The organism is Mesorhizobium temperatum, assembly GCF_002284575.1.
Lineage (GTDB): Bacteria > Pseudomonadota > Alphaproteobacteria > Rhizobiales > Rhizobiaceae > Mesorhizobium > Mesorhizobium temperatum.
Genome location: NZ_NPKJ01000073.1, coordinates 54,771 through 79,887 on the forward strand (window position 1 = coordinate 54,771; position 25,117 = coordinate 79,887).

A 25,117-nucleotide genomic window follows, 5' to 3' on the forward strand; every position below is an offset into this window, starting at 1 on the left:
GACCTTTCCATGCTGAAATCGATCCGCACCGCCTTGGCAATGGGCGTTATAACATTAACGGCCCTTGGCGCGTCATCGGCCCTCGCGGAGCCGTTGAAAGTGGTCGCCAGCTTCACGGTCATTGCCGATTTTGCCAAAAATGTCGGCGGCGACCGGATCAATCTGACCACCATCGTCGGGCCGGACGGCGATGCCCACGTCTACGAGCCGAGTCCGGCCGACGCGGTGGCCATGGCGGGTGCGGATGTGGTGCTGGTCAACGGCCTGCATTTCGAAGGCTTTCTGCAGCGCCTGGTCGACGCCAGCGCCACCAACGCGACAATCGCCGTTCTGACCAAGGGCGTCACGCCGATCAACTTCAAACCCGAATTCGCCGATGCCGACGCCGCTGAAGGCGAAGATACCGATCCGCATGCCTTCCAGTCGGTCGCCAATGCCAAGATCTATGTGAAGAACATCGCCGACGCCTTCTGCACCGCCGACGCCGAGGGTTGCGACAGCTACAAGGCCAATGCCGCCGCATACACCGAGAAGCTCGACGCGCTCGAGGGTGACGTGCAGACGGCGATCCAGTCGATCCCGCAAGAGAAACGCGTCGTCATCACCTCGCATGACGCGTTCGGCTATTTCGAGAAGGCCTATGGCCTCACCTTCCTGGCCCCCGAAGGGGTGTCGACCGAGTCGGAGCCGTCCGCTGCGGACGTCGCCAAGCTGGTCAGCCAAGTTAAGCAGGACAAGGCGGCGGCGGTCTTCGTCGAGAACATCGCCAACGCGCGGCTGATCGAGCAGATCGCCAGCGAGACCGGGGTCAACGTGGGCGGCACGCTCTATTCAGACGCACTGTCGCAGCCCGACGGCCCGGCCTCGACCTATATCGACCTGATGCACAACAACATCGCCCAGATCAAAGGCGCGATACTCGGAGGCTGAGACGCCGTCCACTTGGTCGGCTTGCGCACGTGTAGGCAACAACGTGCTACAGCGTCCTTTGTGGATCCAAGGACGCGCGGTGCTGTAGTAGCCCGGCTGGATTTCCCGCATGAGAATGTCTATCTGCGCAGCGGGATTTCTTTTTGCGCGGATTGCCGCCCAGGCCTGGGAGTGGCAAGACTCCGCCCTTGGCCAGCAGGCATCGAACATTGCGAGGACGCCATCATGGAATATCGTCAGATCACCGAGGGCTACTCGGTCTCGGGTCAGATCCAGCCCGATGAGGTCGCCGCCATCAAGGCCGCCGGCTTCAAGAGCGTCATCTGCAACAGGCCGGATGACGAGCAGCCCGGCCAGCCATCAGCGGACAGCGTCAAGGCAGCGGTCGAAGCTGCCGGGCTCGCCTTCCGCTACATCCCTGTCATCAGCGGCCAGATCACGGCCGAGAATGTCGAGGACCAGGCCGAGGCGCTCGATGAACTCGAAGGTCCGATCTTCGCCTATTGCCGTTCCGGCGCGCGCTGCACCAATCTTTACGGATTGATCCAGCAGTCGAAGGGCTAAATCGGCAGCGCCCCGGTTTCCTTCAGCGTTTCGAGCACGATCGCCGTCTTCACATGCTGCACGGATTCGTGCGGCAGAAGCACGCCGTTGACGAATTCCGACAGCGACTTCAGGTCCGGCGTAACCACCTTCAGGATATAGTCCATCTCGCCGGTTAGCGCGTGCGCCTCCTGCACTTCCGGCAGCCGCGCCACCAGTTCTCCGAAGCGCTGCGCATTGTCGCGGTTGTGGGTGGCCAGCGTCACCGAGATGACGTTGACCAGCGAGAAGCCGAGCTTGTCGCGGTCGAGCACCGCGCGATAACCCCTGATGTAGCCGTCCTCCTCCAGCCTCTGGCGGCGGCGCGAACATTGCGACGCCGACAGGTTCACCCGTTCCGACAAATCGTTGTTGGTCAGCCGTGCGTCCCCCTGCAATAGAGCCATTATCTTGCGGTCAAACTGGTCGATGCGCGCATCATCCATGGATTCGTCTCCATACGTGCACAGTTCGCGCATCACTCGATCATTTAAAGCGTTTGAATGCAAGCACCATGCGCCCGTTCCGCGCTATGATTACGCGGAATGGCCCTTTCCGGCCACAGAGCTTTTTGGAGGACAACACCATGGGTCCCTTCCCGCACGACGCACCGCCCGCAAAGATCAGCAAGGCCAATCCCGCCGGCACCGACGGCTTCGAATTCGTCGAGTTCGCGCATCCCGAACCGGAAAAGCTCGCCAAGCTTTTTACCCGCATGGGCTATGTGCCGGTAGCCAAGCACCGCACCAAGGACATCACCGTCTGGCGGCAGGGCGACATCAACTATGTCGTCAATGCCGAACCCGGCTCGCATGCGATGAAATTCGTCGACAAGCACGGCCCCTGCGCTTCCTCCATGGCCTGGCGGGTCGTCGATGCCAAGCATGCGTTCGACCATGCCGTCGCCAAGGGTGCGACGCCCTATGAAGGCAACGATAAAACGCTCGACGTGCCGGCGATATCAGGCATCGGCGGCTCGCTGCTTTATTTCATCGAGGTCTACGGCGACAAGGGCTCGGCCTACGATGCCGAGTTCGAATGGCTTGGCGCACGCGACCCGAAGCCGGAAGGCGTCGGCTTCTATTATCTCGACCACCTCACCCACAATGTCTATCGCGGCAACATGGACAAATGGTGGGATTTCTATCGCGACCTGTTTGGCTTCAAGCAGATCCATTTCTTCGACATCGACGGCAAGATCACCGGACTGGTCAGCCGCGCCATCACTTCGCCCTGCGGCAAGATCCGCATCCCGCTGAACGAGTCCAAGGACGAGACCAGCCAGATCGCCGAATATCTGAAGAAGTATAATGGCGAAGGCATCCAGCACATCGCCGTCGGCACGGACGAGATCTACGGCGCCACCGACAGGCTGGCCGCCAACGGGCTGAAGTTCATGCCCGGCCCACCCGAAACCTATTATGACATGTCCCATAACAGAGTGCACGGCCATGACGAGCCGATCGAGCGCATGAAAAAGCACGGCATCCTGATCGATGGCGAAGGCGTGGTTGACGGCGGCACAACCAAGATCCTGCTGCAGATCTTCTCGAAAACCGTGATCGGCCCGATCTTCTTCGAATTCATCCAGAGGAAGGGCGACGAAGGTTTTGGCGAGGGCAATTTCCGTGCGCTGTTCGAATCGATCGAGCAGGACCAGATCAAGCGTGGCGTGCTGAAGGTGCAGGCGGCGGAGTGAGGCGACCGCGCCAATAAATTCCTTGCGGTTCGATCAATTATGACCTAAATTCTGGTCATAAAGGATTCAACCATGAATATCTCGATCGCTGAAGCCAAAGCGAAATTGTCGGAACTTGTCAGCCGGGCGGAAGCTGGCGAAGAGATCGTGCTCACCCGGCATGGCAAGGTCGCTGCTCGCCTCGTACCGCCAGCATCGCCCGACCTCCTGCCTCGCATCGGCGCCCTAAAGGGTAAAATCCGGATCGCTGACGATTTTGACGAACTCGGTCCCGAATGGGACGAGTACGTTAAATGACGATTGGCCCGTTTCTCGCCGACACGCAAATCATCCTTTGGTCGATTGCGGACAATCCTCGTCTTCGCGAACCGCATCGTGCCATTCTAGCGTCAGATGCGGTCGTCTTTGCCAGCGCCGCCAGCGTTTGGGAGATCGCCATCAAGCGCGCTATCGGAAAGCTTGAAGCTCCCGACGATCTGGCAACGCTACTTCCGAAGATGCGCTTTCTTCCCCTCACCATTACGTTTCAACATGCGCAAAGGGCTGGGGGCCTGCCTCATCACCACGGTGATCCATTCGACAGGCTTCTCATCGCACAGGCGCAAGTGGAGAACCTAACCATTCTGACGGCTGACCCGCATTTCGCCCGTTACGATGTCGCCTTGGCCTGATCGCCTAAGTCCAGCCGCTCGACCTCGGCTTTCCTGAGTTTCAGATCATAGTCGAGGAAGAACTCGTCGAGCTGCGGCGGCTTGACCGAGGTGCCGGACAGCATGGCGTGCACCTGCCCGCGATGATGGATGTCATGGATGAAAAGGTGGGCGAGCAGATCGCCGATGCGCTCCGGTATTTTTCCGTCCTCGCGCCGGTCGGTGACGACGCGGCGATCGAGATCGTCGGCCGACAGGCGGTCGCAAAAGGCGATCAGCCGCCGGTCGGCCGCGACCTGGGCGGCAAACAGCGCTGATGGTTCATCGAACGGCACGAAATCGTCATGGGCCGCGGCGCCAACGCCGCCCTGCTCGAGAAAATCGAGATAGAGATGATCGACAGCCAGGATGTGATTGAGCGTTGCCTTGATCGAGGGAAAGAAGCTGGTTCGCTCGGCTTCGAATTCACCAGGCTTAAGCTCCAGCACGGCGCGATAGAGCCGGTCGTTCGACCAAAGATTGTTGCGCGCCATGCGGCGATTATGGTCCAGCAAGTCCACGTGACATACTCGCCCAACCAGCCCAGGCAATCAAGTTCACAGCAATACCGATAGCACCTATGGCTAGCAGACGAGCGATCATGCCACACCGCAGCGCTTGCGTTTCAACATCGCTTGCAACGTCCCGGTTCAAAGCGACGTAAATAAGCTTCGCCCGACGCGCAACGCTGCTGAAGTTGCGGAGTCTTTCAGATCGGTCCTCAACCTGATGGCAAAATCGGATTGCCGAAATTAGAAGCCAGGCAGTAGCGATGCCACAAATTCCCACAAACCAGAGATAAGTAGCAGTGTACGGCATCCTGATCCTGCCAGCGCTTCGGAACGACCGCTAGATATAGGATTGCTTCAAATTGCGTAGTTCTCGACCTTCTGCTCAATCGCACCAAAAATCGAATGTCCGGTCCTGTCCTTCATCTCGATGCGCACAGTGTCGCCAAGGCGCAGGAATGGCGTTGTGGGTTCACCAGCCTCGATGGTCTCGATCATGCGCAACTCGGCAATGCAGGAATAGCCGGCGCCGCCCGCCGAGATAGGCTTGCCCGGGCCATCGTCGAGCTTGTTGGAGACCGTCCCCGAACCGATGATCGTGCCGGCCGCCAGCGGCCGGGTTTTTGCGGCATGCGCGATCAGCGCCGGAAAATCGAAGGTCATGTCCACGCCGGCGTTAGCCCGGCCGAATGGCTTGCCGTTGAGGTCGACCAGCAGCGGCAGGCTGACCTTGCCGCCATCCCAGGCATCGCCGAGTTCATCCGGCGTTACCGCGACCGGCGAAAAGGCCGAGGACGGTTTCGACTGGAAGAAGCCAAAACCCTTGGCAAGCTCTGGCGCGGTAAGGGAACGCAGCGTGACGTCATTGACCAGCATGACCAGCCGGATCGCGGCCCGCGTCTCATCTAGGCTTGCTCCCATCGGGACATCATCGACAATGACGGCGACCTCCCCTTCCATGTCTATGCCGAAAGCCTCGTCGGCCGCCCGGATCGGATCACGTGGCGCGATGAAACTGTCCGAACCACCCTGATAAATCAGCGGATCGGTCCAGAAGCTTGCCGGCATCTCGGCGCCGCGCGCCTTCCGCACCAGTTCGACATGGTTCACATAGGCCGAGCCATCCGCCCATTGATAGGCGCGCGGCAACGGCGAATGGGCGTTATGCTCATGAAAGCGCGCTGACGGCACCGCATTGTTCTCCAGCGATTCCGTCATGGCGGCGAGATGCGGCGCTATCCGGCTCCAGTCGTCGAGCGCCGCCTGCAGCGTCGGCACCAGAAACGAGGCATCGGTGAACCGCGTCAGGTCGCGCGAGACGACGACCAACTTTCCGTCGCGCGTCCCGTCCTTCAATGTAGCAAGCTTCATGTGGTTTCCTCTCCTGATGCGGCTTTGTTGCCGCTTTGAATTTTTGTTTTACGCACGATCTCTTCCGAAAACTGGTTCCCATTTTTCGCTAACGCGGTCCTTCGGTTCGGGATCATCCTCCAGCCCCACAACAAGGCCGTCGCGAGCGATCGTCAAGTCACCGGCCCATGTTTTCCTGACGGCGGCAATCCAGTCGGCCTCGCCGATCTCGGGATCGTCGGCCGGGATGAGGTGGTTGAGCACCAGTCGCCCGACCCCGGCGTCGGTGGCAATGCGACCCGCCTCCCCGGCGAAACTGTGGCTGGCGAGCAGATGTTCTCTGAGCCGCGCGCCGTTGCCGGTTTTCGCAACGAGTCGCTCGATGCCTTCTTCCAGCATGGCTTCATGGATGAGGATGTCGGCGCCTTTGGCAAAATCGGCCAATGGCGGAAAGAATGCCGTATCGGCGGAGAACACGACGCATTGTCCGGCATGCTCGAAGCGCAGCGCAAAGCAGTCGGTCACCGGCGGATGGTCGACGCGCAGCGCTGAAACCTTCAGGCCGCGCTCCTCCATCACCCGGCCTTGGCCGAATTCGATGATCGAAACCATGTCGAGAATATCCGGCCGGCCTTCGTCGGCGATGCGTATCTCGATGTCGAATTCCATCGCCTGGCAAAAGCGCTGCCAGTAATGGCCAGTGCCGGGCGGGCCGAACACAGTGACCGGTGTCGCCAGACCCGCCGTCCATGCTGTGTGGATCAGCGGACCGAGTTCCAGCACATGGTCGGAATGCAGATGGGTGATGAAGACCAGGTCGAGCGCCTTCAGGCTGATGCCGGCGTCGGCCAGCCCGCGCGTCACGCCAAGCCCGCAATCGACGACGATGTTGCGGCCGCCGATCTCCAGCAGCGACGAACTTGGCCACGGCCCGCTCGGCCGGAGCGCCGGGCCGCCCTTCGAGCCCAGCAGCACCAGCCGATCCCGCGTAGGATCAGCGCTCAAGACCAGTCGCCCTCGGGCGTGCCGTTGAAGCGCTTCTTCAGATCGGCCCAGCAGTCGATGTAATTCTCCTGCCGGGTTTCAACTTCGGCGGCGTAGCGGGTCAGCATCTGCGGGAATCGCGTCTCGAACATGAAGGCCATGGTGTTGTCGAGCTTGACTGGTTTCAGCTCGGCGCGCGAGGCCTTTTCGAAGCCAGACGCGTCAGGCCCGTGGGCCAGCATCAGATTGTGCAGGCTGATGCCGCCCGGAATGAAGCCCTCCTCCTTGGCGTCGTATTGGCCATGGATCAGGCCCATGAACTCGCTCATGATGTTGCGGTGGTACCAGGGCGGACGGAACGTGTTTTCGGCCACCAGCCAGCGCGGCGGGAAGATGACGAAGTCGATGTTGGCGGTGCCCTCCTCGCCGCTCGGCGCGGTCAGCACCGTGAAGATCGACGGATCGGGATGGTCGAACAGGATCGCGCCAACCGGCGAAAACGTCGCGAGATCATATTTATAGGGCGAATAATTGCCGTGCCACGCCACCACGTCCAGCGGCGAATGATCGAGTTCGGCGACATGAAACTGGCCGCACCATTTCACGATCAGCCGGCACGGCGTCTCCTTGTCCTCGAACCAGGCGCAAGGCGTCTTGAAATCGCGCGGATTGGCCAGGCAATTGGCGCCGATCGGGCCACGATCCGGCAGCGTCAGCTTGGCGCCGTAATTCTCGCAGACATAGCCGCGCACTGTTTCATCGACCAGTTCGACCTTGAACACGAGGCCGCGCGGCAGCACCGCGATCTCGCCGGGTCGCAATTCGATGACGCCCATTTCGGTAACGAAGCGCAGCGCCCCCACCTGCGGCACGACCAGCAACTCGCCGTCGGCGTTGAAGAAATGGTCGTCGACCATCGAGCGGTTGGCGACATAGACATGCGCCGCCATGCCGGTCTGGCCAAGCACGTCGCCGGCGGTGGTGATCGAGCGCATGCCGGCAATGAAGTCGGTCGGCTCCTTCGGCATCGGCACCGGCTTCCAGCGATATTGGCCGAGCGCCAGTTCGTGATCGCCGATATTCGGCGCGCTCTTCCACAGCGGATAGGTCGCCGCCTTGAAGCGGCCGGTGTGCCTGACGCTCGGCCTGATGCGATAGAGCCAGGAACGCTCGTTGGTGCCGCGCGGCGCGGTGAAGGGCGAACCCGAAAGCTGCTCGGCATAGAGACCGTAGGCCGGCCGCTGCGGCGAATTCCGCCCTTGCGGCAGCGAACCGGGCAAGGTTTCAGTTTCGAAGTCGTTGCCGAACCCCGGCATGTAGGAAAAGGCCATGATTTCCTCCCGGATTCACACTGCCAGAGCGTCTTTTGTGCGCCCACGAGGACGCGCGGCGCTCCGGAATTGACCAAACTGGTTTCATTTGTAACCATCGAAAATGTAACTATCAACCAGCAATGCATGCTGCGCGGACGCGGAACATGGAACCGGAAATCCTCGAACTCGAAAGCTTCCTGCCCTACAGGCTCTACCGGCTCGCTGACGCTGTCAGCCGCGAATTCTCCAGAATTTACAAAGATCGCCACGGCCTGACGCGGCCCGAATGGCGCACGCTGGCCGGGCTCGGACAGCACGGCAGTATGACCGCGACAGCGCTCGGCGAACAATCGGCCATGCACAAAACCAAAGTTTCGCGCGCCGTCGCCGAACTCGAACAGCGTCGCTGGCTCACACGAAAACCGGATGAAAAAGACCGCCGCATCGAGCATCTGACGCTGACCAGAGCGGGCCTTGCCGCCTATCGCGAAATGGTGCCCTTGGCGAAGGCGTTTGAGCGGGAATTGCTGGCAAAACTCAGCGCTGGCGAGCGCGCAGCGGTCACGGAAGGGATGGCGGCACTTAAGGGGGCATTTGGATAGATCAACGACGAAACTATGAAACTGCTACGCAGCGATCCTTCCCACCCCCTCTGGCCTGCCCGGCCATCTCCCCCGCAAGGGGGGAGATCGGATGTCACTAATGCTTTCGCCAATCATCAATGTTGCAGAGATGGGCGCAGCGGCGAAGCTGCCAATCTCCCTCCTTGCGGGGGAGATGGCCGGCAGGCCAGAGGGGGGTGCTGTCCCTCCAACGTATCCGGAACGGCACCCGGCCAACACCTACCAGTCCATCACCACCTTGCCCGAATTGCCGCTGCGCATTGCGTCGAACCCAGTCTGAAAGTCGTCAATGCCGATGCGGTGGGTGATTAGGCCGCTGACATCGAGCGGGCCCTGCACCAGTGCGATCATCTTGTACCAAGTCTCGAACATCTCGCGGCCATAAATGCCCTTGAGATGCAGCATCTTGAAGATGACCTTGTTCCAGTCGATCTCGAAGCCGGTCGGCGCGATGCCCAGAATGGCAATCTTGCCGCCATTGTTCATGGCCTCGATCATGTCGCGGAAGGCGGGTGCAGCGCCCGACATTTCGAGGCCGACGTCAAAACCTTCGGTCATGCCGAGCGCCGGCATGATGTCGCGCAGCTTTTCCTTCGACGCGTCGACCACATGCTGGACGCCGAGCTTTTTCGCCAGTGCCAGTCGTACCGGGTTGATGTCGGTTATAACCACTTTTCGTGCGCCGACGCACTGCGCCACGAGCGCACCCATGATGCCGATCGGCCCGGCGCCGGTGACCAGCACGTCCTCGCCGACGAGATCAAAGGACAATGCGGTGTGAACCGCATTGCCCAAGGGATCGAAGATTGCGGCGATCTCGTCGGGCACGTCATCGGGGATCGGCACGACATTGTGCTGCGGGATCGCCAGATATTCGCCGAAGGCACCCGGCCGGTTGACGCCGACACCGAGCGTGTTGCGGCACAGATGCCCCCTGCCCGCCCGGCAGTTGCGGCAGTGGCCGCAGACGATGTGGCCTTCGCCCGAAACACGCTGGCCGATCTTGTATTCGGTCACCGCCGCACCGAAGTCGGCGACCGTGCCGACGAACTCGTGGCCGGTCACCATCGGCACCGGCACGGTCTTTTGCGCCCACTGGTCCCAATTGTAGATGTGGACGTCGGTGCCGCAGATCGCCGTCTTCTTGATCTTGATCAGAACGTCGTTCGGGCCGATTTCCGGTACCGGCACTTCTTCCATCCAGATGCCCGGCTCGGCCTTGGCCTTGACCAGCGCCTTCATCATGTTCGACATTCTTTTGTCCCTTGAATCTCTTGATCCGGAATCGCTTTTCGGTTCCGGCCGTTCAGGAAATCACTCCGAGTTCGCGCCCGACTGCGCCGAACGCCTCGACCGCACGGTCGATGTCGGCGCTGGAATGGGCGGCCGACATTTGCGTGCGGATGCGAGCCTGGCCCTTCGGCACCACCGGAAACGAGAAGCCGATGACATAGATGCCGCGCTTCAGCATGCGCGCCGCCATCTCCTGCGCCAGTGTCGCATCGCCCAGCATGACCGGGATGATCGGATGATCGGCGCCGGCAAGCGTAAAGCCGAGCTTACCCATTTCAGACCGGAAGTGCGCCGCATTGGCATAGAGGCGCTGACGCAGCGCATCGCCATTGCCGATCAGTTCGAAAACCCGGATCGAGGCGCCGGCGATCGCCGGCATCAGCGTGTTGGAAAACAGATAGGGACGCGAGCGCTGGCGCAACCAGTCGACCACCTGGCTCTTGGCTGATGTGTAGCCGCCCGATGCGCCGCCCAATGCCTTGCCGAGCGTGCCGGTGATGATGTCCACCCTGCCCTCGACGACACAATGCTCGGCCGAGCCGCGGCCGTTCTTGCCAACGAAGCCGACTGCATGGCTGTCATCCACCATCACCATTGCATCGTACTTCTCGGCGAGATCGCAGACGCCCTTCAGATTGGCTATGATGCCGTCCATGGAAAATACACCATCGGTGGCGATCAGCCGAAAACGGCAATCCCTTGCCTCCTTCAGCCGCGCCTCCAGGTCAGCCATGTCGTTGTTGGCATAGCGGAAGCGCTTCGCCTTCGACAGGCGCACGCCGTCGATGATCGAGGCGTGGTTCAGCGCGTCGGAGATGACCGCATCCTCCTCGCCGAGCAGCGTCTCGAACAGGCCGCCATTGGCATCGAAGCACGAGCCGTAGAGGATCGTATCCTCCATGCCGAGAAAGCCAGAAATCGTCGCCTCGAGCTGCTTGTGCTCTTCCTGCGTGCCGCAGATGAAACGCACCGACGCCATGCCATAACCATAGCGGTCGAGCGCCTGCTTGGCCGCGTCGCGCAATTCGGCGCTGTCTGCGAGCCCGAGATAGTTGTTGGCGCAGAAATTCAGCACCTTTTCGCCGCCCACCTCGATCTCTGCCGACTGCGTGGAGGTGATCACCCGCTCGGATTTGTAGAGGCCGGCCAATTTCAGCCCTTGAAGCTCGCTGTCGATATGGGAGAGGAATGCCGCGCTCATGATCAGGCCCTGTTGAGATTGAATGGACTGTCGCCCCGCGCGGGCGAAAAATCCACCGCAAAAGCGACCGCTTCGGTGATGCGACGGCCAGTGACCAGAATGCCGCCCCAGAATGCCGCCAATGACGGATGCTCAAATGCAGGCGCGGCGCGAAAGAACGCGATAACCATTTCACGAGCTTTCCACCGCTGGCGCTGTCGTAGCTCTGTCGACTTCCAGAGCTGTTAACACTTTCAAGCCAATGGTTCTCACACCCAACAATCTGTCGGCGAGAGGGACCGCCCCAGAAAATGTCGCAGCAACCGGCGCAAACCATTTCGAGCAGGCTCATACTGTTGATCAAGGCCGGCTATTGGCTGGCGCTGCTGATCATTGCAGCCATGGTGATGGCCTCCTTCATCCTTCTCCAGCAGATGATGGCTGCCCAGCGGCACGACGATACGCTGCTCGATATTGTCGGCACGCAAAAGGCGCTGTCGCAACGCATTGTCTTCCTTGCCAACGCGGCCGGTGCTGCTTCGCGCAACCAACAACCGGCTCTGGTCACCGCATTCAAACAGGCCACGGCGGAGTTCGAGAGGAACTACGACCTTCTGCTCGAGCGGGTCGTCGCCGACCTGGCGTCACCGGCAAGGTTCGATCCAAAATCAGTCGAGAGCGTGCTTTTCGCCAAGCCGTTTCATCTCGATTACTTCTCGGTCGGGCTTATCGCCAACGGCGAACGCCTGGTTTCGGCGTTTGAATCGCAATTCGGTATGGCCGATAATGGTGGCTACAAGGGCGGCGGCGAACGCGTCAACCTCGACGCTTCCATCGCCAATGCGACCCTGTCGGGCTATGCGGCACTCGGCCAGCGCATCAGCGCCCATGCCGATGCACGATCGGAAACACTTCTCGATCTCCATCGAACGCTGTTCTACACCACCATCGGCGTCATCGTGCTGGTGGCACTTTTCATCTTCAGGCCGATGTCGAACGCCATTCTGCGCAAGACGCATGAACTGATCGATGCCCGCAATTCCATGGCCTTCATCGCCGTGCATGACGGCCTTACCGGCCTGCACAACCGCACCTTCCTGACCGACCATTTTGATACGCTGATCAAGGGAGCACAGCGCCGGCGAGAGCGGCTTGCGGCGGTCCACCTCGACCTCGACCGGTTCAAGCAGATCAACGACACGCTTGGCCACGCCGCCGGCGACTATGTGCTGGTGGCGACGGCGCAGCGCATGCGCGATTCCTGCCGGGCGTCGGATCTCTGCGTGCGTCTCGGCAGCGATGAGTTCGTAATGATCCTCAATGGTGCCGGCGGCACCGAGGACATCAACATGGTCGCCAGGCGCGTCCTGACGCAGATCAACGAACCGATCGTCTTTCGGGGCACGACCATCCTTCCGGGCGCCAGCGCCGGCGTCGCCGTCTATCCGGTCGACGCCGACAATGCGCAAGATCTGCTCGTCCATGCCGACCTCGCGCTCCACTCCGCCAAGAAGCAGAGTGGCGGCAGCCTCTCATTCTTCTCCGAGGAGTTGCGGCATGAACTCGATTTCCGCAAGCAGCTCGAGCATGACATTAGGATCGCGATCGCGGAGAAGGCGTTCCAGGTTTATTTCCAGCCGCAGGTTTCGTTGTCGAACGGTACGATCAGCGGCATCGAGGCGCTGGTTCGCTGGAAACATGCCGAGCGCGGCATGATCGCACCGGGCGAATTCATTCCCGTCGCCGAAAAATGCGGACTCATGCCAGCGATCGGCCGCATCGTCATCGCCAAAGCAATCAGCGAGGCGGCCGAGTGGAACCGCGCCGGTGTTGCCTTTGGACGGCTCGCCGTCAACGTGTCCGGCTCCGAACTGCGTGAGCCCGATTTCGACGCCTTCCTCTTCGGCGTGATGGAAAAAACTGGCCTGCCGCCACAAAAACTTTCGCTGGAAATCGTCGAATCCGTCATTCTCGACGACGAGAAGACCGGCATAGCGGCAAAGCTGCGGCACATCCGCGCCGCCGGTGTTCATCTCGAACTCGACGATTTCGGCACCGGCTACGCGTCGCTCAGCCACGTCAACCCGAACGAGATCGACCGGCTGAAGATCGATCGCCGCTTCGTCCAGAACATCAATGAGAATGACGACAACACCAAGATCGTGCGGGCCATCACCGAACTCGCCCGCGGCCTCGGCATCTCGATCGTCGCCGAGGGCGCCGAAACCGAGGCCGAGCTCGATTCGCTGATGGCGATCGGCTGCGACCAGGTGCAGGGCTATTCCATCGCCTTCCCGATGCCGCAGGACACGGCACGCGAATGGCTGGTCGCGCGGGCGCCGAAGAAAGCCAGGCTAACGCTGCTGCGGGGAAGCCGGGCGTAAGGCGCCAACCTTGACATGCCGCTTCGGAAGTGGCGGCCTGACGGGTGAGTCCGGCTAAGGTGCCGCCGACTGTCCCAATGGTGGCAAATTCTTCAGCGGATTGAGCATCGGCACCCCAAGCGGTGCAAAATGACGCTCGTTGTCCGTCAGTATCGTCAAACCGTGGACCTCGGCCGTCGCGGCGATCGCTATGTCTTCGAACCCTGGCCGATGCGCCCTTGCCCGATCAAGGATGACCCCGGCGGCATGTGCGGCGCGCAAATCGAAGGGAAGAACCCTCTCTCCATAAAGGTGCTCGACCGCTTGCCACCAGTTGCGTAGCAAATCCGCCTTTGTCGTCGCACCCTCGCGCTCGGCCTTCGCTATCCCTGCAGCGATTTCGGATACAGTGACAACGGACAGGAACAGGTATTCGCTGGCTTTGTCGAGCCATGTTGCCAGCGCTGCCCGATCAGCCTTCTTGGCCGGAGCGATTGCCGAGATGATGTTGGTGTCCAACAGAAACATCAGGACCAATCGACCGCGTTACAACGCAACCTTGCGAACCTGTTTGCGGGAACGGGGAGGAATATCGCCTTTGTCACCGGGAAAAGTCGCTAGCAATTGTCCGAAGCTAGGCACCCGCGACAGCCGTTCGTAGTCTTCGAACGACAGGATCACGGCCTGCTTGCGCCCGTGACGCGTGATGACGGCAGGTTCTCCCGCGACGGCCTGATCGACCACCGCCGAAAGCGTAGCCTTGGCATCCTTCAACTGAATTTCGCGCATGCTGTTGCTCCAGTTTATGACCACTGTGGTCATAAATAGCATCGCGAGCCCACTGAAACAATACGTCCGACAGTTGGGATCAATCGACATTCGCCCGCAGCGCCGCCAGGACTTCCGCGAACTCCGCCAGCCTGTCGTCGGACAACCCGGTCCGCAGCCGCTTGTCGAAGGCAAGAGCCGCCGTGCGCAATTTCAGGAACAGCGCCTCTCCGGCTTCAGTCAGTTCGACCTGGTGAACCCGGCGGTTTTCCGGATCGCGGCGTCGGGTCAGCAGGCCTTGCGTCTCCATCGCGTTCAGATGGTGGGTCAGCGTCGCGCCTTGGATTCCGATCATGCCGGCGAGCTCGCGCTGGTTGGCCAGCTCGCGCGACTTGATCGACAACAGAGTGACCCAGACCGGCAGCGTGCCGCCCGCCTCGACCAAGGCAGCGTCGAAGGCCTGTGCGACAAGCTTTGCGGTGCGGGCGAGATTCATCCCGACTGGCGGGCGGTCAAAGGGCGTCATGATCCGACACTAGAGCAAGGGAAAGACCGATGGAACTGGCCCATGACGTTATATTGACATCTAATCATTTGATATCTAACTTTATGGTACGCGGTGGGAAAAGGAGGAAATGCGGTCATGCAATATGTCTACATCATCGTCCTCGGCCTCCACGTCATGGCCGGTGTGTTCTGGGCCGGAACGACCATCGCTGTCGCCCGCGATCCGGAGATCCGGATCGAACGGTTTTTCCGGCCGCAAATGGGTGCGGCCGGGATGGTTTTCCTGACCGGCGCTCTGCTCTGGTATTTCTTCCACGGCGGCTACTTCGGTTCGATGGAAATGGTTCTGGCGCTGGGTATCGCGACAGCCTTGATTGCCGGCGGCGTCCAGGGCGCGCTCGTCGGCTCGGCAAGCAGGCAGCTTGCCGGCACTGACGCAGCGACGGAAACCCAGCTGCGCGCGAAGATGACACGAGGCGAACGCATCGCCGGCGGGCTGCTGGTCATCACAGTGCTCTGCATGGCCACCGCCAGGTTGTTTTGAGCGGGGCCTGCCGCAATCTCAGCTTAAAGATCGTACGGTGTCTGGCGGCAAGCCGGCGGCGTGCGCGGCGCGCAGATCGGACCAACGTGCCTGGTGGCTCTCCGTGCGGAGGTTGGGCTGCGCGCCACCAATCAACAGTCCTCAGATCCGCAATCCGAACCTGATGCCGTCATAGATTGCGGCGTGGATATTGCGCGAGGCGACCGCATCGCCGATGCGGAAGAGCACGAAACCACCTTGAGGATTGCGCGCCGGAAAAATGTCGCCACCACTGACCAGCCGCTCGTAATCGACCGCGCCGCCGTTCTTCGACAGCGGTTTCAGTGCCAGATAGAGATCATCGAGCGGCAGCGTGCCGTGCTCGACCACCACCTGATCGACCCGCCGTTCGCCACGCCAGCCGTCGGCAAAGTCTGAGCCGAGCTCCGCAACCAGCTGATTGCCCTCGCGCCGAACCGAACGCAGCCGGGTGTTGATGGTGATGGTGACGCCTTTTTCCTGGAAGGCGCGCATATAGGGCACGTGGTTCATGCCGCCCATTTCCGGGGCGAAGAAGCGTTCGGGCGAAACCAGCTCAAGCTTTGCACCGCTATTGGCGATCAATTCGGCGGCACCCATGCCCTGATGGCCGCCATTGTCGTCGTAGAGCAGCACGTTCTCGGCCGGTTTGATGCTACCGGCCATGATATCCCAGCTCGAAGTGACGAGGTTGTCGCCCGCAGCCAGCGGCGGGTTCTGCGGCAGGCCGCCGGTGGCGACCACCACCACGTCCGGCGACAGCGCCAGAACATCGTCCTTCTCCGCCCAGGTGTCGTAGCGGATCTCGACGCCGAGCCGGCCGAGTTCGGCCAACCGCCAGTCGATGATGCCGATCAGCTCCTTGCGGCGCGGGTTTTGCGTCGCCAGCCGAACCTGGCCGCCGGCTTGGCTCGATGCTTCCAGCACCGTCACCTGGTGACCGCGCTCGGCCGCGACACGCGCCGCCTCCAGACCGCCGGCCCCAGCGCCGACAACGACCACGTTTCGCTTCGGTCCCTCGGTCCTCGGGATGATGTGCGGAATATCAGCCTCGCGGCCGGTTGCGGCATTGTGGATGCACAGCGCCTCGCCGCCCTCATAGATGCGGTCGAGGCAGTAAGTGGCGCCGACGCAAGGGCGGATTTCGTGCTCGCGGCCCTCCATCACCTTCCGAACGATATGCGGATCGGCCATGTGGGCGCGGGTCATGCCGACCATGTCGAGCTTGCCGGTGGCGATGGCGTGACGCGCGGTGGCGACATCGGCAATCCGCGCCGCATGGAAGGTCGGGAATTTCGTCGCCGCCCTCACCTCGCCGGCGAAGTCGAGATGCGGCGACGACCGCATGCCGGTCACCGGGATGACTTTGGTCAGCGCGGCATCGGTTTCGATCGAGCCGCGGATGATGTTGAGGAAGTCGACCTTGCCGGACCCCGCCAGCCGTCTGGCGATCTCGACGCCTTCCTGTTTCGAAAGGCCCTTCTCAAAATCCTCGTCGGCGACCATGCGGATGCCGACGACAAATTTGTCGCCGACCGCTGCCCGCACGGCGTCAAGCACCATGCCGGTGAAGCGCAAGCGGTTGTCGAGCGAACCGCCGAAATCGTCGTCGCGCTGGTTGGTGGCGGGCGACCAGAAGCCGTCCATCAGGTGGCCATAGGCCTCGAACTCGATCCCGTCGAGGCCGGCGGCCTGGCAGCGCTGCGCAGCGGCGGCGTAGTCGGCGACGATGCGCTCGATATCCCAGTCCTCGATGGTCTTGGGGAAGGCGCGGTGCGCCGGCTCGCGTACAGGCGAGGCGGATAGCACCGGCAGCCAGTCGGCCTTGTTCCAGCCGGTGCGGCGGCCGAGATGGGTGATCTGGATCATCACCTTGCAGTCATGCTCGTGGCAGGCATCGGCGAGCTCGGTGAGCCAGGGCACGATGTGGTCGTCATAGGCATGCAGATTGCCAAAGGCGGCAGGGCTGTCGCGCGAGACGATCGCCGAACCGGCAGTCATGGTCAGCGCCATGCCGCCTTTGGCCTTTTCGGCATGGTAGAGCCGGTAGCGCTCTTTCGGCATGCCGTCCTCGGAATAGGCCGGCTCATGACTGGTCGACATGACCCGGTTCTTCAGCGTCAGGTGTTTTAGCTTATAAGGCTGGAGAAGCGGATCGTTGGTGGTCATCGTCTTCCTGCTGTTTCAAATTGTGCTAAAGAGCGGCAAATTTTTGTTTTTACGCTCGTTGTCCCAACACCGCTGCGCAGTTTGGGCGACGTGCAGCAAGGAATCCGCCCATGACCGATACGAAAAACCTTACCCAGCTCGGTACCAACGTCGAGGCGCCACAGAGCCCTGAAGCGGCAGTGCTGGAAACCGTGCCGTTTTCGCGCGGCGACGGGCCGCCGGCCATCGTTCGCTTCACCTGCCCGGAATTCACCTCGCTCTGTCCGGTCACCGGCCAGCCGGACTTCGCCCATATCGTCATCGACTATGCGCCCGATGCAGTGCTGGTGGAGTCGAAGTCGCTCAAGCTGTTCATGACCTCGTTTCGTAACCATGGCGCCTTCCATGAAGAGTGCACCGTCATGATCGGCCGCCGCATTGTCGCCGCGACCAAGCCGCTGTGGTTGCGCATTGGCGGCTATTGGTATCCGCGCGGCGGCATTCCGATCGACGTGTTCTGGCAAACCGGCGCGCCGCCGGAAGGCGCCTGGCTGCCCGACACCGGCGTGGCGCCCTATCGTGGCCGGGGTTGAACCGGATCCGTCGCGCAAGTCCATAGCATCAATTCAGCGGCAGCCGCCGGTAACGGCCAGGATTGTTCGGGTCGCTGAAATGGTGCATCGGCCCGTGTTCGGCGAAGTGCGCTGACCAGCGTTTCATTGCGGCTGGATCGAGCTCGACGCCCAGCCCGTCACCTTCCGGCACGCGCACTGTGTTGCCGGTCTGCCGGAACGGTCCGTCCTTGATCACGTCGCCTATCTGCCAGCGAAACAGCGACTGCGATGCTTCCGTGATCCACGGCGTCGCCGCCACGACGTGCAGATAGGCCGATGTCATGATGCCGAGATCGTTCGAGTAGCACCAGAACCCCTTGCCCATCGCCTCGCAGGCGGCGATGAATTTCAGGGTTTTCGACAGTCCGCCGAGTGCTGCGAAATTGCAGACGAAGTAATCCGGAGCGCCAAGCGCGACCGCCCGTCTGAGATCCGGGACATGCGTGGAGAAAGGAATGCGCGAGTGCTGGCGCAGCGCCGCCATCTCCTCGAAGGTTGCGACCGGATCTTCGTAATTGCGGATGTTGAACGGCTCGATCTCGCGCAGCACCCAGCGCGCCGTGGTCAGCGACCACTGCATGTTGGAATCGAGTTTGATCTGCGCCTTATGGCCAAGCGCCTCGCGCAACATCCGCACCGTCCGGATCTCGAGTTCGGGATCGCCCATGATCAGCTTGCCTTCGAAGATCGTCGAGCCATGCTGCTCGCGCATCCTCAGGCAGTAGTTGACGATCGCTTCGGGGGTCATCTCGCCGCCCGCTCCATCCTGGGCGGAGCGAAAAGAGAAATATTCCGAAAACGGAATGTCCTTGCGCACCGCGCCGCCAAGCAGCTTGTAGAGCGGCATGCCGAAAACCTTGCCTCTGATATCCCACAGCGCCAGCTCGACGGCGCCGAACGCCACCGAGGCTGCATTCTCGCCGGTGTTGGCGGTAATCTGCCAGGGCGGCACGCAGCGCGCCTCGCAGTCGGCGATGTCGAGCGGATCGGCGCCGATCAGCGCCGGCACGATCTCGGCCTTGATCACCTCGCCGAAATGCCACCACGGCGCCTCGCCCAGTCCGACCACGCCTTCGTCCGTCTCGACCTCGATGATCGATTTCGAGGCGCCGCCATAAAGCCCGGCCGTCCACCAGAACGGAGCGTCGAGCGGAACGTTGACATGGGTGACGCGGATGTTGGTGATCTTCATCGGTTTCCTTCTCACTCGCACTGGTATTGGCTGAGCGCCCATTCGCCGGTCACCGACAGAAGGTCTGATATCTTCCAGTCACCGTCGACTTTCATGAATTTCCATTCCAGCCGGTGCGGATTGCCGGCGACGACGAAGGCGACGACCACCTTGGCCTCGTCGCCATTGACCGCTTCGATGGTCTTCAGGCTCTTGTCGATCTCGGCCTTGTCGTACGCCGCATTGTCGAGCGCCATGTTGGGATCGAGACACTCGCCCTGCCCTGATTTGCGCAGCGCATCGCTCTTGTCGAGCACCGACTTCGCGGGATCGGCGAAGTGGCTGCGCTCTGCCGGATCGAGCTCAACCCCGACATGCTCGTAGAACGGTTTCACCACCGCCGTTGGCGAGCCCGGCTGCACCGGGGCGGCCGGGGGCCCATCAGTCGGCAGGGACGCGGCCGGCGCATTTGCGGGCGGCGCGCCGAACAGGCCTTGAGCGGCGGTGCTGCTCAACCCCGCCGCCAGCAGGCACACAGTCGCCAGGGCCAGGGCGCGGACCATGGCATCACTACGGAGTCTGGCCAGCCAGGCATTCGAGCGCACTCAGCGTCCAGCCGCTGGTCTTCGAGGTGATGTCGGCGATCTTCCATTTGCCGTCGATCTTCTTCAGCGACCAGACCATTTCGCGTTTGGAGTCATCGCCTTCCGGGAAAAGGTTGAAGGTCACCGTCACGTTGGCGCTGTCGCCATCCACCGCTTCCGACAGCTTCAGCGTCTTGGCGACTGTCTTCTCGTCATAGTCCTGCGCGTCGAGACCGGGGGCGAAATCGATGCAAGGCACCTCATCCGGCTTGTTCTTCTGCGCCAGATCGTTGAGGTCGAACAGGTTGGTCACCGGCTCGGTGAAACGGTCGCGGTATTTCGCGTCGGCCTCGAACTTGACCTCGGGCATGTAGAAGAACTTCACCGCGTTGGATGCCGGCCCGGCCAGGGCGGCCGCAGGCGCTGCGATCGAGAGAGCGGCGGCAAGCACAGTCAGTCTCATCCGATAATCTCCAGGCTTTCGTGGTGGGAACCGTTCAATACCACGAATCCTGCATCCCGGCTTTTTTGCGGCCCATGAAATCCCCTTGGGCGTTAACTCAGGCGTCCAGCCAGACGTTCTGGAGATCCATCTCGAAAGTCTGGTGAACAGCGTAATTCTTCACCTTCTTGCTCATGTGGCAGTACAGTTTCTGCCAGAACGGCTGAATGATGACGCCCGAATCCTGCAGGATCTGCTCGACGTCCTTCATGACCTCGCGGCGCTTCTCCACGTCGACGAGGGAGAGAGCCTGCTTGAGCTTGGCGTCGAAATCAGCATTCGAGAACGCCGTTTCATTCCAGGCCTCGCCCGTGCGATAGCCGAGCGCCAGCACCTGGACGCCAAGCGGGCGCATGTACCAGATGGTCAGGGAATAGGGATATTTCGTCCAGTCATTCCAGAAGGTCGAACCCGGCAGCACCGTGCGTTTCACCTTGATGCCGGCCTCACGCAGCTGGCCGGCGATCGCGTCGCCGGTGTTCTTTTGCCAATCGTCCTCGACGGTGATCAGTTCATGCTCGAAGTCGGCCTGTCCGGCCTCGGCCATCAGCTTCTTGGCACCCGCGGCGTCGCGCGTCTTCTTGGGCAACGGGTAGTATTCCGGATGGATCGGGCTGACGTGATGGTTTTCACCGGGGGTCCCTCGCCCGGCATAGCCAAGTTCCAGTACGGCATTGTTATCGACGGCCATTTGCAGGGCGTTGCGCACCCGTTGGTCGTCATAGGGCTTGTGCGTAATGTTGGTCCGGGCAACGAGCGTCGTCGCTGTCGCGACCTCCGTTTTCACCAGATCCATCTTGTCGAGGATGTCGATGAAGTCGGCGGGCGTCTCAGCGTTGAGGTCAATTTCGCCGGAGTCGAATGCATTCACCGAGGCATTGAAGTCGGTGCCGTAGTCGACAAATTCGACGCTGTCGAGCGGCGATTCACCGCCCCACCACTTGCCATTCTCACGACGCTTGACGACCGCATTCTGGCCGACCGAATAAGACACCAGTTCGAAAGGCCCGGTCCCGATAGGCTTTTTGATAGGATCGGCGCCGTCGGCATCGAATTTGCGATGGACCACGAGCGCTGGATAGTCGGTGAAGTTCGGGATCAGCGAGATATCAGGTTCGTTCAGCTTCAGCTTGACCGTGTTGTCGTCGACCTTGGTGATCGCGCCGTCCCTGGCCTTGCCGGTTTTTGCGTCGATCAGTGCGCCGACGCGCGCGGCCATGGAATTGCCGGCGGCACCTTTCTCGCACCAGCGCGTCAGGTTGTAGACCACATCATCGGCGTTGAAAGCATCGCCATTGTTCCAGGTGACGCCCTTGCGCACGTGCAGCACGTATTCGGTGGCGTCGTCGTTGATGTCCCAGCTTTCGAGCAAGACCGGCTCGAATGTGAATTCGTGCGTGTAGCGGACAAGCGGTTCGAGCCAGGTGCGGGTGATGTTTGCCATCTCCACCCAGTCGTAGGTGCGCGGATCCTTTTGCCCCTTCACCGACATCGACACGTGCAGCGTTCCGCCTTTCTTCGGCTCCTCGGCCAAGGCCCGTTCCGGCACGGCGAGACCGATCATGCCGTAGGCCAAAGCCGTGGATGCGCCAAAGGTGCTTGCCAGCGCCAGAAACTCGCGCCGGTCCACACGACCTGAGCGGGCTTCTTCCGCCATCGCCTCGATAGCATTCGGCACGCGATCACCGTTGCTTCTGAAGAGTGCCATTTTTTCCTCCCTTATGTTTCCGTCAGGTCTTCGCCTGTTGCATTAACTAACGCTGTCCGGCAGCTTTTCCTCGCGCAGCGCGATCAACTCTTCGAGACCATCGGCGATGCCCTCATCGAGCTTCGGCTCCTCATAATCCGCGAGCATGTTGCGCGCTTTCTCGCGGCCGCGGGTGTCGTGGTCCTTTGCGCCTTCAGCCTTCCACTGTTCATACGAATTGAAGTCCATCATGCTGGGCATGAAGAAGGCCGACTCGAAATGTTCGAGCGTGTGTTGGGTGCCGAGGAAATGGCCGGCGGGGCCTACCTCGCGGATCGCCGCCATCGCGTCCTTGAAATCGTCGAAGGAGAGCCCGCCTGCGTATTTGTACCAGGCAACAAGCTGTTCGCAGTCCGTCGCGAATTTTGAATAGCCGCAGGTCAGGCCGGCCTCGAGCCATCCGGCGGAGTGCCAGATGTAGTTGGCGCCGGAAAGGATGGCGGCATGCATCAGCATGTTCGCCTCGTAGCCCGCCTGGGCGTCGTTCAGCTTCGATCCGACATGGAAGCCCGACGTGCGCCACGGCAGCCGGTATTTCCGCGCCAGTGCTCCCATCAGATACATCATCTGGGCGGCCTCTGGCGTGCCGCCCATGGGAGCGCCGGTCTTCATGTCCACCGTAACCATGAACTGTCCGTAGATCTGCGGCGAGCCCGGACGGAGAAGCTGTGTGAACGCGACGCCCGCCAGCGCTTCCGCATTGACCTGCGCGACCGCACCCACGGCAGAGGCCGAAGTCGAGGCGCCGCAGAGGGCGAACGGCGCGAGAATCAGCGGCTGGTTGTGGCGCGCATAGACCTTCATCGCGTCCAGCATGGTGGCATCCCACACCAGCGGCGAATTGCAGTTGGTGATCGCCACCAGGACCGGGTTGTCACGGACATAGTCCTCGCCGAACACGATGCCCGCCATCGCCATCGTGTCTTCCGCTCGCTCCTTGGACGTCACGATGCCCATGAACGGCTTGTCGGAGTGCTTCAGCGCTGAATGGATGATATGGAGGTGACGCTTCGGCACCGCAATTTCCATCGGCTCGCAGATGATCGAGCTCGACGAGTGCAGCGCTGGCGCCATGTAAGCGAGCTTATGGAAATTCTGAAGGTCGGCGAGCGTGCCATAGCGCCTGACGTTGTCGAGGTCGCGCACGTAAGGCGCGCCATACATCGGCACGAAGATGGAGTTGTTTCCGCCCACGCGCACCGAACGCTGCGGATTCCTCGCATTGAGCGTGAACTCCGAAGGGACCTTCGATACGAGCTCCATCAGGAGGGCGCGGTCGATCCGGACTCTTGTGTCCGAGACATCGGCTCCCGCCGCCTTCCACATTGCGATGGCCTCGTCGTCGCGGAACTCGCATCCCACCTCTTCGAGGATGCTGAGCGACTCCTGGTGGATGAGTTCCACCGCCTCGTCCGGGACCATCTGATATACCGGAATCTTACGGACCAGGGTCGGAAACGACGCTATGGGCGTTCCCCGCAGCGCCTTGCGCCCCAGGCGGCCACCCGCTCGACGATTGGTGTGTTCGGTCACTTCAGCGGCCTGTGTGTTCATGGCAACTCCATCCTCCCAGAGCCAGTCAACTTAGCGAGACGAAATATTGCTGTGACGTTGGAAAATCCTGATCTCCTGTATAAGCTCTGCTTATGCGAAGCCTGCGCCACCTCTTGCCCTCGGCCGGCAGCCTGATCGTCTTCGAGGCGGCCGGGCGGTTGTCGAGCTTCACCGCCGCCGGGCGCGAACTCGGCATGACGCAGGCTGCCGTCTCCTACGCCATCCGCGGGCTCGAGCAGCAGCTCGGCGCCAAGCTGTTCCAGCGCCGCCACCGGCAGGTCAGCCTGACCGAAGCCGGCAATCGCTTTCATGCCGACGTCTCGCTCGGCCTGTCACACATCCGCAAGTCGGCGGAGGATCTGCGCCAGCAGGCGACCGGCGGCCATGTGACGCTGGCCGCGTCGACTGCCTTCGCCTCGTTCTGGATGATGCCGCGCCTGCAACAGTTCCGCGACGAATTGCCGGGCATTGATCTGCGCATCCACACCGCCGACCGCGATCTCGACATCATCGCCGAAGACATCCCGCTCGGGGTCCGCGGCGGCGAACCCAGGGAATGGCCGGACTATCATTCGCTGCCGCTGGCCGATGAGGAAATATTCCCCGTTGCCGGCGCGAGCTATGTGGCGCGGTTCGGGCTGCCGGAGGCCGTCGAGGGTCTCACATCGCACCGGCTCATCCATCTCGAAGAGCCGTTTCGCGAGGCCGCGAGTTGGGACGAGTGGTTCCAGTCGGCCGGGGTCAACATCACCGACGCCGGGCGCGGCTTGCGCATCAACGACTATGCGTTGGTGATCCAGGCGGTCATGGAGGGGCAAGGCATTGCGCTCGGGTGGGGTCACCTCACCGAGCGGCTGCTGGCGTCAGGGCTGCTGGTGCGCGTCACCGGCCACACGATGACGACCGGCAAGGGTTTTCATATCATCTGGTCCAGGAACCGCGAGCTCACCGACAACGCCCGCAAAGTGCGGGACTGGCTGGCCGCGCAAGCGTGAAGCTGCCGCTGCAATCCGGCACATGGCCGGACCGCAGCGCGCAGCGGGCGCAGGTCAGACGGAACCGTCGTTCTTCAGGCCGAGCACGTCGATCTTGTCGATGGTCGGCGGGCCGACAAACAGTGTTTCGGCATTGGCCATCAGCGCCTTGGCGATCTCGCCGGTGAGATGCGCCTGCCGCCCCGTCTCGTCATGAAAGGCATCGAACACACCGAACATGCTGGGGCTTAGCCTGAGCGCAAACCAGATTGGCGTGGTGGCCTCCTGGTTGGCCAGTTGCAGGCCTGTCTTCAGGAACGCGGCGACATCGTCCTCCTTGCCGGGCTTGGCTTCGAAGCGTGCGAACAATGCGAGCTTGATCATCGGTCTTCTCCTCCACGTTGGTCGTTGTTGGGCGGCCGATCGGGCCGTCGGGAGCAATAATCGCAGCAGCGTAACGAAAAGCGTATT

The 25,117-nt window shown here is 61.6% G+C and carries 28 protein-coding genes; 10 read left to right on the forward strand and 18 right to left on the reverse strand.

What is annotated here, in order from left to right; all coding sequences use genetic code 11:
• The first annotated feature begins 9 nt into the window (after positions 1-9).
• A complete protein-coding gene (aztC, locus tag CIT26_RS31235) occupies positions 10-930 on the forward strand; it encodes a zinc ABC transporter substrate-binding protein AztC (protein WP_095496143.1) in 921 nt (306 codons plus the stop codon).
• 225 nt (positions 931-1,155) lie between these two features.
• A complete protein-coding gene (locus CIT26_RS31240; protein ID WP_095496144.1) occupies positions 1,156-1,494 on the forward strand; it encodes a protein tyrosine phosphatase family protein in 339 nt (112 codons plus the stop codon).
• Here CIT26_RS31240 and CIT26_RS31245 read toward each other — a convergent pair.
• Positions 1,491-1,958 (reverse strand): Lrp/AsnC family transcriptional regulator, encoded by a 468-nt coding sequence (locus tag CIT26_RS31245; RefSeq protein WP_029354039.1) that lies wholly within the window; start codon positions 1,956-1,958, stop codon positions 1,491-1,493. The genes CIT26_RS31240 and CIT26_RS31245 overlap by 4 nt on opposite strands.
• A gap of 140 nt (positions 1,959-2,098) precedes the next feature.
• Between CIT26_RS31245 and hppD the strand changes: the two genes are divergently transcribed.
• From hppD to CIT26_RS31260, 3 genes are all read left to right on the forward strand, one after another.
• Positions 2,099-3,211 (forward strand): 4-hydroxyphenylpyruvate dioxygenase, encoded by a 1,113-nt coding sequence (hppD, locus tag CIT26_RS31250; protein WP_095496145.1) that lies wholly within the window; start codon positions 2,099-2,101, stop codon positions 3,209-3,211.
• 72 nt (positions 3,212-3,283) lie between these two features.
• The gene (locus CIT26_RS31255) at positions 3,284-3,508 is read left to right on the forward strand and encodes a type II toxin-antitoxin system Phd/YefM family antitoxin (RefSeq protein ID WP_095496146.1); all 225 of its coding nucleotides are present in this window, start codon (positions 3,284-3,286) and stop codon (positions 3,506-3,508) included.
• Positions 3,505-3,882, forward strand: a complete 378-nt coding sequence (locus tag CIT26_RS31260; RefSeq protein ID WP_095496147.1) for a type II toxin-antitoxin system VapC family toxin — start codon at positions 3,505-3,507, stop codon at positions 3,880-3,882. The genes CIT26_RS31255 and CIT26_RS31260 overlap by 4 nt, the downstream gene beginning before the upstream one ends.
• Here CIT26_RS31260 and CIT26_RS31265 read toward each other — a convergent pair.
• The 4 genes from CIT26_RS31265 to hmgA form a co-directional block, all read right to left on the reverse strand.
• Positions 3,861-4,421: a DinB family protein gene (locus CIT26_RS31265; RefSeq protein ID WP_095496148.1), complete on the reverse strand. Its 561-nt coding sequence runs from the start codon at positions 4,419-4,421 to the stop codon at positions 3,861-3,863. The two genes, CIT26_RS31260 and CIT26_RS31265, sit on opposite strands and share 22 nt — an antisense overlap.
• 345 nt (positions 4,422-4,766) lie before the next feature.
• Positions 4,767-5,780 carry a fumarylacetoacetate hydrolase family protein gene (locus CIT26_RS31270; RefSeq protein ID WP_095496149.1) on the reverse strand — a complete coding sequence of 338 codons (1,014 nt, stop codon included), beginning with the start codon at positions 5,778-5,780 and terminating at the stop codon, positions 4,767-4,769.
• 48 nt (positions 5,781-5,828) lie between these two features.
• Positions 5,829-6,764 carry an MBL fold metallo-hydrolase gene (locus CIT26_RS31275; protein WP_095496150.1) on the reverse strand — a complete coding sequence of 312 codons (936 nt, stop codon included), beginning with the start codon at positions 6,762-6,764 and terminating at the stop codon, positions 5,829-5,831.
• On the reverse strand, positions 6,761-8,074 hold the full coding sequence (hmgA, locus tag CIT26_RS31280; protein WP_095496151.1) for a homogentisate 1,2-dioxygenase: 1,314 nt from the start codon (positions 8,072-8,074) through the stop codon (positions 6,761-6,763). Before hmgA ends, CIT26_RS31275 begins: the two co-directional genes overlap by 4 nt.
• Positions 8,075-8,220: 146 nt before the next feature.
• On the opposite strand from hmgA, the gene CIT26_RS31285 reads away from it, so the two are divergent.
• Positions 8,221-8,658 carry a MarR family winged helix-turn-helix transcriptional regulator gene (locus CIT26_RS31285; RefSeq protein ID WP_167391607.1) on the forward strand — a complete coding sequence of 146 codons (438 nt, stop codon included), beginning with the start codon at positions 8,221-8,223 and terminating at the stop codon, positions 8,656-8,658.
• A 240-nt stretch (positions 8,659-8,898) separates the two neighbouring features.
• Here the strand turns inward: CIT26_RS31285 and tdh are convergent, their stop codons facing one another.
• From tdh to CIT26_RS36910, 3 genes are read right to left on the reverse strand one after another with little or no spacing between them, the layout of a single operon-like run.
• A complete protein-coding gene (gene tdh / locus CIT26_RS31295) occupies positions 8,899-9,933 on the reverse strand; it encodes an L-threonine 3-dehydrogenase (protein ID WP_095496153.1) in 1,035 nt (344 codons plus the stop codon).
• Between the two features lie 52 nt (positions 9,934-9,985).
• Positions 9,986-11,173, reverse strand: coding sequence for a glycine C-acetyltransferase (locus tag CIT26_RS31300; protein ID WP_095496154.1), 1,188 nt, complete (start codon positions 11,171-11,173; stop codon positions 9,986-9,988).
• A 2-nt stretch (positions 11,174-11,175) separates the two neighbouring features.
• Entirely contained in the window at positions 11,176-11,343 is a 168-nt protein-coding gene (locus CIT26_RS36910; protein ID WP_167391604.1) for a hypothetical protein, read from the reverse strand.
• A 120-nt stretch (positions 11,344-11,463) separates the two neighbouring features.
• Here CIT26_RS36910 and CIT26_RS31305 point away from each other — a divergent pair, with 120 nt between their 5' ends.
• Positions 11,464-13,536, forward strand: a complete 2,073-nt coding sequence (locus tag CIT26_RS31305; protein WP_095496155.1) for a putative bifunctional diguanylate cyclase/phosphodiesterase — start codon at positions 11,464-11,466, stop codon at positions 13,534-13,536.
• Between the two features lie 54 nt (positions 13,537-13,590).
• Here the strand turns inward: CIT26_RS31305 and CIT26_RS31310 are convergent, their stop codons facing one another.
• From CIT26_RS31310 to CIT26_RS31320, 3 genes are all read right to left on the reverse strand, one after another.
• Entirely contained in the window at positions 13,591-14,043 is a 453-nt protein-coding gene (locus tag CIT26_RS31310; RefSeq protein WP_095496238.1) for a type II toxin-antitoxin system VapC family toxin, read from the reverse strand.
• An 18-nt stretch (positions 14,044-14,061) separates the two neighbouring features.
• Positions 14,062-14,304: a type II toxin-antitoxin system Phd/YefM family antitoxin gene (locus CIT26_RS31315; RefSeq protein ID WP_095496156.1), complete on the reverse strand. Its 243-nt coding sequence runs from the start codon at positions 14,302-14,304 to the stop codon at positions 14,062-14,064.
• Between the two features lie 79 nt (positions 14,305-14,383).
• On the reverse strand, positions 14,384-14,809 hold the full coding sequence (locus CIT26_RS31320) for a MarR family winged helix-turn-helix transcriptional regulator (protein ID WP_095496157.1): 426 nt from the start codon (positions 14,807-14,809) through the stop codon (positions 14,384-14,386).
• A gap of 117 nt (positions 14,810-14,926) precedes the next feature.
• Here CIT26_RS31320 and CIT26_RS31325 point away from each other — a divergent pair, with 117 nt between their 5' ends.
• Entirely contained in the window at positions 14,927-15,334 is a 408-nt protein-coding gene (locus CIT26_RS31325; RefSeq protein WP_095496158.1) for a hypothetical protein, read from the forward strand.
• 141 nt (positions 15,335-15,475) lie between these two features.
• Here CIT26_RS31325 and CIT26_RS31330 read toward each other — a convergent pair whose 3' ends face one another.
• Positions 15,476-17,521, reverse strand: coding sequence for an oxidoreductase (locus CIT26_RS31330; protein WP_095496159.1), 2,046 nt, complete (start codon positions 17,519-17,521; stop codon positions 15,476-15,478).
• 110 nt (positions 17,522-17,631) lie between these two features.
• On the opposite strand from CIT26_RS31330, the gene queF reads away from it, so the two are divergent.
• Positions 17,632-18,093 (forward strand): preQ(1) synthase, encoded by a 462-nt coding sequence (queF, locus tag CIT26_RS31335; protein ID WP_095496160.1) that lies wholly within the window; start codon positions 17,632-17,634, stop codon positions 18,091-18,093.
• 28 nt (positions 18,094-18,121) lie between these two features.
• Here the strand turns inward: queF and CIT26_RS31340 are convergent, their stop codons facing one another.
• From CIT26_RS31340 to CIT26_RS31360, 5 genes are all read right to left on the reverse strand, one after another.
• Positions 18,122-19,306, reverse strand: coding sequence for a mandelate racemase/muconate lactonizing enzyme family protein (locus CIT26_RS31340; protein ID WP_095496161.1), 1,185 nt, complete (start codon positions 19,304-19,306; stop codon positions 18,122-18,124).
• 11 nt (positions 19,307-19,317) lie between these two features.
• Positions 19,318-19,848 (reverse strand): hypothetical protein, encoded by a 531-nt coding sequence (locus tag CIT26_RS31345; RefSeq protein WP_095496162.1) that lies wholly within the window; start codon positions 19,846-19,848, stop codon positions 19,318-19,320.
• Between the two features lie 7 nt (positions 19,849-19,855).
• Entirely contained in the window at positions 19,856-20,332 is a 477-nt protein-coding gene (locus tag CIT26_RS31350) for a DUF3828 domain-containing protein (protein WP_095496163.1), read from the reverse strand.
• A gap of 97 nt (positions 20,333-20,429) precedes the next feature.
• Complete coding sequence (locus tag CIT26_RS31355; protein WP_095496164.1) at positions 20,430-22,079, reverse strand: ABC transporter substrate-binding protein; 1,650 nt, start codon at positions 22,077-22,079, stop codon at positions 20,430-20,432.
• A 42-nt stretch (positions 22,080-22,121) separates the two neighbouring features.
• Positions 22,122-23,672 (reverse strand): trimethylamine methyltransferase family protein, encoded by a 1,551-nt coding sequence (locus CIT26_RS31360; RefSeq protein WP_095496165.1) that lies wholly within the window; start codon positions 23,670-23,672, stop codon positions 22,122-22,124.
• A 92-nt stretch (positions 23,673-23,764) separates the two neighbouring features.
• On the opposite strand from CIT26_RS31360, the gene CIT26_RS31365 reads away from it, so the two are divergent.
• Positions 23,765-24,667: a LysR substrate-binding domain-containing protein gene (locus tag CIT26_RS31365; RefSeq protein WP_095496166.1), complete on the forward strand. Its 903-nt coding sequence runs from the start codon at positions 23,765-23,767 to the stop codon at positions 24,665-24,667.
• Between the two features lie 54 nt (positions 24,668-24,721).
• Here CIT26_RS31365 and CIT26_RS31370 read toward each other — a convergent pair whose 3' ends face one another.
• Positions 24,722-25,030, reverse strand: a complete 309-nt coding sequence (locus tag CIT26_RS31370; RefSeq protein ID WP_095496167.1) for a putative quinol monooxygenase — start codon at positions 25,028-25,030, stop codon at positions 24,722-24,724.
• Positions 25,031-25,117: the final 87 nt, after the last annotated feature.

Coding starts and splice junctions, on each gene's coding strand:
- aztC (WP_095496143.1), top strand. CDS start 10: ATGCTGAAATCGATCCGCACCGCCTTGGCAATGGGCGTTATAACATTA.
- CIT26_RS31240 (WP_095496144.1), top strand. CDS start 1,156: ATGGAATATCGTCAGATCACCGAGGGCTACTCGGTCTCGGGTCAGATC.
- CIT26_RS31245 (WP_029354039.1), bottom strand. CDS start 1,958: ATGGATGATGCGCGCATCGACCAGTTTGACCGCAAGATAATGGCTCTA.
- hppD (WP_095496145.1), top strand. CDS start 2,099: ATGGGTCCCTTCCCGCACGACGCACCGCCCGCAAAGATCAGCAAGGCC.
- CIT26_RS31255 (WP_095496146.1), top strand. CDS start 3,284: ATGAATATCTCGATCGCTGAAGCCAAAGCGAAATTGTCGGAACTTGTC.
- CIT26_RS31260 (WP_095496147.1), top strand. CDS start 3,505: ATGACGATTGGCCCGTTTCTCGCCGACACGCAAATCATCCTTTGGTCG.
- CIT26_RS31270 (WP_095496149.1), bottom strand. CDS start 5,780: ATGAAGCTTGCTACATTGAAGGACGGGACGCGCGACGGAAAGTTGGTC.
- hmgA (WP_095496151.1), bottom strand. CDS start 8,074: ATGGCCTTTTCCTACATGCCGGGGTTCGGCAACGACTTCGAAACTGAA.
- CIT26_RS31285 (WP_167391607.1), top strand. CDS start 8,221: ATGGAACCGGAAATCCTCGAACTCGAAAGCTTCCTGCCCTACAGGCTC.
- tdh (WP_095496153.1), bottom strand. CDS start 9,933: ATGTCGAACATGATGAAGGCGCTGGTCAAGGCCAAGGCCGAGCCGGGC.
- CIT26_RS31300 (WP_095496154.1), bottom strand. CDS start 11,173: ATGAGCGCGGCATTCCTCTCCCATATCGACAGCGAGCTTCAAGGGCTG.
- CIT26_RS36910 (WP_167391604.1), bottom strand. CDS start 11,343: ATGGTTATCGCGTTCTTTCGCGCCGCGCCTGCATTTGAGCATCCGTCA.
- CIT26_RS31305 (WP_095496155.1), top strand. CDS start 11,464: ATGTCGCAGCAACCGGCGCAAACCATTTCGAGCAGGCTCATACTGTTG.
- CIT26_RS31310 (WP_095496238.1), bottom strand. CDS start 14,043: ATGTTTCTGTTGGACACCAACATCATCTCGGCAATCGCTCCGGCCAAG.
- CIT26_RS31315 (WP_095496156.1), bottom strand. CDS start 14,304: ATGCGCGAAATTCAGTTGAAGGATGCCAAGGCTACGCTTTCGGCGGTG.
- CIT26_RS31320 (WP_095496157.1), bottom strand. CDS start 14,809: ATGACGCCCTTTGACCGCCCGCCAGTCGGGATGAATCTCGCCCGCACC.
- CIT26_RS31325 (WP_095496158.1), top strand. CDS start 14,927: ATGCAATATGTCTACATCATCGTCCTCGGCCTCCACGTCATGGCCGGT.
- CIT26_RS31330 (WP_095496159.1), bottom strand. CDS start 17,521: ATGACCACCAACGATCCGCTTCTCCAGCCTTATAAGCTAAAACACCTG.
- queF (WP_095496160.1), top strand. CDS start 17,632: ATGACCGATACGAAAAACCTTACCCAGCTCGGTACCAACGTCGAGGCG.
- CIT26_RS31340 (WP_095496161.1), bottom strand. CDS start 19,306: ATGAAGATCACCAACATCCGCGTCACCCATGTCAACGTTCCGCTCGAC.
- CIT26_RS31345 (WP_095496162.1), bottom strand. CDS start 19,848: ATGGTCCGCGCCCTGGCCCTGGCGACTGTGTGCCTGCTGGCGGCGGGG.
- CIT26_RS31350 (WP_095496163.1), bottom strand. CDS start 20,332: ATGAGACTGACTGTGCTTGCCGCCGCTCTCTCGATCGCAGCGCCTGCG.
- CIT26_RS31355 (WP_095496164.1), bottom strand. CDS start 22,079: ATGGCACTCTTCAGAAGCAACGGTGATCGCGTGCCGAATGCTATCGAG.
- CIT26_RS31360 (WP_095496165.1), bottom strand. CDS start 23,672: ATGAACACACAGGCCGCTGAAGTGACCGAACACACCAATCGTCGAGCG.
- CIT26_RS31365 (WP_095496166.1), top strand. CDS start 23,765: ATGCGAAGCCTGCGCCACCTCTTGCCCTCGGCCGGCAGCCTGATCGTC.
- CIT26_RS31370 (WP_095496167.1), bottom strand. CDS start 25,030: ATGATCAAGCTCGCATTGTTCGCACGCTTCGAAGCCAAGCCCGGCAAG.